Annotated in this window: 3 rRNA genes; all 3 read left to right on the top strand. The window is 56.6% G+C overall.

From position 1 onward, the window contains the following. Positions 1 to 16 precede the first annotated feature (16 nt). The 3 genes from ABD297_RS23430 (at position 17) to rrf (ending at position 5,236) form a co-directional block, all read left to right on the top strand. A 16S ribosomal RNA gene (locus ABD297_RS23430) occupies positions 17 to 1,539 on the top strand. A 368-nt stretch (positions 1,540 to 1,907) separates the two neighbouring features. After that, a 23S ribosomal RNA gene (locus tag ABD297_RS23425) occupies positions 1,908 to 5,040 on the top strand. A gap of 79 nt (positions 5,041 to 5,119) precedes the next feature. Then, positions 5,120 to 5,236 (top strand): 5S ribosomal RNA (gene rrf / locus ABD297_RS23420). The 16S, 23S and 5S rRNA genes sit together here, the layout of an rRNA operon. Positions 5,237 to 5,240: the final 4 nt, after the last annotated feature.

The following is a 5,240-nucleotide window of genomic DNA, read 5'->3' as shown; positions in this document are numbered from 1 at the left end:
GGTGGGTGTTTGAACATCAACGGAGAGTTTGATCCTGGCTCAGGACGAACGCTGGCGGCGTGCTTAACACATGCAAGTCGAACGGTGACGGTCAAGCTTGCTTGGTCTGATCAGTGGCGAACGGGTGAGTAACACGTGAGTAACCTGCCCCAGACTCTGGGATAACCCCGGGAAACCGGAGCTAATACCGGATATGACACCAACGGGCATCCGTATGGTGTGGAAAGTTTTTCGGTCTGGGATGGACTCGCGGCCTATCAGCTTGTTGGTGAGGTAGTGGCTCACCAAGGCGACGACGGGTAGCCGGCCTGAGAGGGCGACCGGCCACACTGGGACTGAGACACGGCCCAGACTCCTACGGGAGGCAGCAGTGGGGAATATTGCACAATGGGCGGAAGCCTGATGCAGCGACGCCGCGTGAGGGATGACGGCCTTCGGGTTGTAAACCTCTTTCAGCAGGGAAGAAGCGCAAGTGACGGTACCTGCAGAAGAAGCACCGGCTAACTACGTGCCAGCAGCCGCGGTAATACGTAGGGTGCGAGCGTTGTCCGGAATTATTGGGCGTAAAGAGCTTGTAGGTGGTTTGTCGCGTCTGCTGTGAAAATCCGAGGCTCAACCTCGGACTTGCAGTGGGTACGGGCAGACTAGAGTGTGGTAGGGGAGACTGGAATTCCTGGTGTAGCGGTGGAATGCGCAGATATCAGGAGGAACACCGATGGCGAAGGCAGGTCTCTGGGCCATTACTGACACTGAGAAGCGAAAGCATGGGGAGCGAACAGGATTAGATACCCTGGTAGTCCATGCCGTAAACGTTGGGAACTAGGTGTGGGTCTCATTCCACGAGATCCGTGCCGCAGCTAACGCATTAAGTTCCCCGCCTGGGGAGTACGGCCGCAAGGCTAAAACTCAAAGGAATTGACGGGGGCCCGCACAAGCGGCGGAGCATGCGGATTAATTCGATGCAACGCGAAGAACCTTACCAAGGCTTGACATACACCGGAATCACTCAGAGATGGGTGCGTCTTCGGACTGGTGTACAGGTGGTGCATGGTTGTCGTCAGCTCGTGTCGTGAGATGTTGGGTTAAGTCCCGCAACGAGCGCAACCCTCGTTCTATGTTGCCAGCACGTGATGGTGGGGACTCATAGGAGACTGCCGGGGTCAACTCGGAGGAAGGTGGGGATGACGTCAAATCATCATGCCCCTTATGTCTTGGGCTTCACGCATGCTACAATGGCCGGTACAAAGGGCTGCGATACCGCGAGGTGGAGCGAATCCCAAAAAACCGGTCTCAGTTCGGATTGGGGTCTGCAACTCGACCCCATGAAGTCGGAGTCGCTAGTAATCGCAGATCAGCAACGCTGCGGTGAATACGTTCCCGGGCCTTGTACACACCGCCCGTCAAGTCACGAAAGTCGGTAACACCCGAAGCCGGTGGCCCAACTGTTTACAGAGGGAGCCGTCGAAGGTGGGACTGGCGATTGGGACTAAGTCGTAACAAGGTAGCCGTACCGGAAGGTGCGGCTGGATCACCTCCTTTCTAAGGAGCACTGGTCGCTAACGCGATCCAGAGCCCGGTCTGTCCCCGAGTGTGGGGCAGCGGGTGCTCAAGGGTGGAACATCGATTTTGGCGCCGGCTCGAGCTGCTGCTTGCAAGTACAACCTGTTGATCACCGCGAGGTGGGAGGGAGTGGAACGCGACAGGTGGTTCGGGTGGGCGCTTGACACGTTGTTGGGTCCTGAAGGATCGGGCAACGCCAGGCTTGGCCACACGGTTGTGTGGTTGGGGTTGGTGTTGGTTGTTTCTTCTGGATGTGGGCCCTGCCGATCACATGGTTTGTCCGTGTGGGGTGTGGGGTGCCGGTTGTATTTTGAGAACTTCACAGTGGACGCGAGCATCTTTGTAGTGTTCAAGTTTTTAAGGGCACACGGTGGATGCCTTGGCACCAGGAACCGAAGAAGGACGTAGGAATCTGCGATAAGCCTCGGGTAGTCGATAACCAGACTGTGATCCGAGGATTTCCGAATGGGGAAACCCGGCTGGAGGCAAGTCCAGTCACCCGCACCTGAATATATAGGGTGTGTGGAGGGAACGTGGGGAAGTGAAACATCTCAGTACCCACAGGAAGAGAAAACAACATGTGATTCCGTGAGTAGTGGCGAGCGAAAGCGGATGAGGCTAAACCGGGCGTGTGTGATAGCTGTCAGGCGTTGCACGTTCGGGGTCGTGGGACCCGCCAGCTGGCTCTGACAGGCCGGCAGGGAGTGAGAAATCTGCGTCATAGTCGAAGAGCATTGAATGGCTCGGCATAGAGGGTGCGACCCCCGTAGACGAAATGGTGTGGACTCCCGGTGGTGTTTCCCAAGTAGCACGGGGCCCGAGAAATCCCGTGTGAATCTGGCAGGACCACCTGCTAAGCCTAAATATTCCCTGGTGACCGATAGCGGACAAGTACCGTGAGGGAAAGGTGAAAAGTACCCCGGGAGGGGAGTGAAATAGATCCTGAAACCGTGTGCCTACAATCCGTTGGAGCCTCCCGCCGTTGGGCGTGTGGGGTGACAGCGTGCCTTTTGAAGAATGAGCCTGCGAGTTAGTGCTCAGTGGCGAGGTTAACCCGTGTGGGGAAGCCGTAGCGAAAGCGAGTCCGAATAGGGCGAATGAGTCGCTGGGTCTAGACCCGAAGCGGAGTGATCTACCCATGGCCAGGTTGAAGCGCAGGTAAGACTGCGTGGAGGACCGAACCCACTTAGGTTGAAAACTGAGGGGATGAGCTGTGGGTAGGGGTGAAAGGCCAATCAAACTCCGTGATAGCTGGTTCTCCCCGAAATGCATTTAGGTGCAGCGTCACGTGTTTCTTGCCGGAGGTAGAGCTACTGGATAGCTAATGGGCCTCACCAGGTTACTGACGTTAGCCAAACTCCGAATGCCGGTAAGTGAGAGCGTGGCAGTGAGACTGCGGGGGATAAGCTCCGTAGTCGAGAGGGAAACAGCCCAGATCACCAGCTAAGGTCCCTAAGCGTGTGCTAAGTGGGAAAGGATGTGGAGTTGCTGTGACAACCAGGAGGTTGGCTTAGAAGCAGCCACCCTTTAAAGAGTGCGTAATAGCTCACTGGTCAAGTGATTCCGCGCCGACAATGTAGCGGGGCTCAAGCACACCACCGAAGCTGTGGCATTGACATATTTGCTCGGCACCGACACCTGCGGGTTCGGTGTCCAGGCGTGTTGATGGGTAGGGGAGCGTCGTGTGGCCAGGGAAGCGGCGGTGTGAACCAGCCGTGGAGGCCACACGAGTGAGAATGCAGGCATGAGTAGCGAATGACGGGCGAGAAACCCGTCCGCCGAATAACCAAGGGTTCCAGGGTCAAGCTAATCTGCCCTGGGTAAGTCGGGACCTAAGGCGAGGCCGACAGGCGTAGTCGATGGACATCCGGTTGATATTCCGGAACCGGCGAAGGACCGCCCATGATGAACCCTGTGATGCTAAGTGCCTGAAGCACGCCCACCAGACCTTCGGGTCTATCGGGTGTGTGGAGCGCACGACCCGATCTGGTAGTAGTCAAGCGATGGAGTGACGCAGGAAGGTAGCCTCCGCGTGGCGATGGTTGTCCACGTCCAAGGGTGTAGGGCGCGATCCAGGCAAATCCGGGTCGCACGAAGCCTGAGACCTGATAGTGACCGCGAATGCGGGAAGAGGGTGATCCTATGCTGCCGAGAAAAACTTCTAGCGAGGTTCGAGCCGCCCGTACCCCAAACCGACTCAGGTGGTTAGGTAGAGAATACCAAGGCGATCGAGTGAATCGTGGTTAAGGAATTCGGCAAAATACCCCCGTAACTTCGGGAGAAGGGGGGCCCTGATCGTGACGACACTTGCTGTCGAAAGCGTGATCGGCCGCAGAGACCAGGGAGAAGCGACTGTTTACTAAAAACACAGGTCCGTGCCAAGTCGCAAGACGATGTATACGGACTGACGCCTGCCCGGTGCTGGAACGTTAAGGGGACCGGTTAGCCTCACGGCGAAGCTGAGAACTTAAGCGCCAGTAAACGGCGGTGGTAACTATAACCATCCTAAGGTAGCGAAATTCCTTGTCGGGTAAGTTCCGACCTGCACGAATGGCGTAACGACTTCTCCACTGTCTCAACCACGAACTCGGCGAAATTGCACTACGAGTAAAGATGCTCGTTACGCGCAGCAGGACGGAAAGACCCCGGGACCTTTACTACAGCTTGGTATTGGTGTTCGGTACGGCTTGTGTAGGATAGGTGGGAGACTGTGAAGCCGTCACGTCAGTGATGGTGGAGTCAACGTTGAAATACCACTCTGGTCGTTCTGGATATCTAACCTCGGTCCGTGATCCGGATCAGGGACAGTGCCTGGTGGGTAGTTTAACTGGGGCGGTTGCCTCCTAAAAGGTAACGGAGGCGCCCAAAGGTTCCCTCAGCCTGGTTGGTAATCAGGTTTCGAGTGTAAGTGCACAAGGGAGCTTGACTGTGAGACAGACATGTCGAGCAGGGACGAAAGTCGGGACTAGTGATCCGGCGGTGGCTTGTGGAAGCGCCGTCGCTCAACGGATAAAAGGTACCCCGGGGATAACAGGCTGATCTTGCCCAAGAGTCCATATCGACGGCATGGTTTGGCACCTCGATGTCGGCTCGTCGCATCCTGGGGCTGGAGTAGGTCCCAAGGGTTGGGCTGTTCGCCCATTAAAGCGGTACGCGAGCTGGGTTTAGAACGTCGTGAGACAGTTCGGTCCCTATCCGCTGTGCGCGTAGGAAACTTGAGAAAGGCTGTCCCTAGTACGAGAGGACCGGGATGGACGAACCTCTGGTGTGTCAGTTGTTCTGCCAAGGGCACCGCTGATTAGCTACGTTCGGAAGTGATAACCGCTGAAAGCATCTAAGCGGGAAGCACGTTTCAAGATGAGGTTTCCAGGCCCGCGAGGGCGAGAGGCTCCCAGCTAGACTACTGGGTTGATAGGCCGGATGTGGAAGCACAGCAATGTGTGGAGCTGACCGGTACTAATAAGCCGATAACTTGACTTACAAAGATGCTACGCGTCCACTGTGCGGTTCCCGAGATACAAACGGGACACCAACCCACTGATTGATATCTCCATAGAGTTTCGGCTGTCATAGCGAAGGGGAAACGCCCGGCTCCATTCCGAACCCGGAAGCTAAGCCCTTCAGCGCCGATGGTACTGCACTGGTGACGGTGTGGGAGAGTAGGACGCAGCCGGACACAC

This window comes from Terrabacter carboxydivorans (genome assembly GCF_039532035.1).
GTDB lineage: Bacteria > Actinomycetota > Actinomycetes > Actinomycetales > Dermatophilaceae > Terrabacter > Terrabacter carboxydivorans.
Note: the sequence above shows the minus strand (reverse complement) of the source record. Positions and strands in the feature narration are given on the sequence as shown.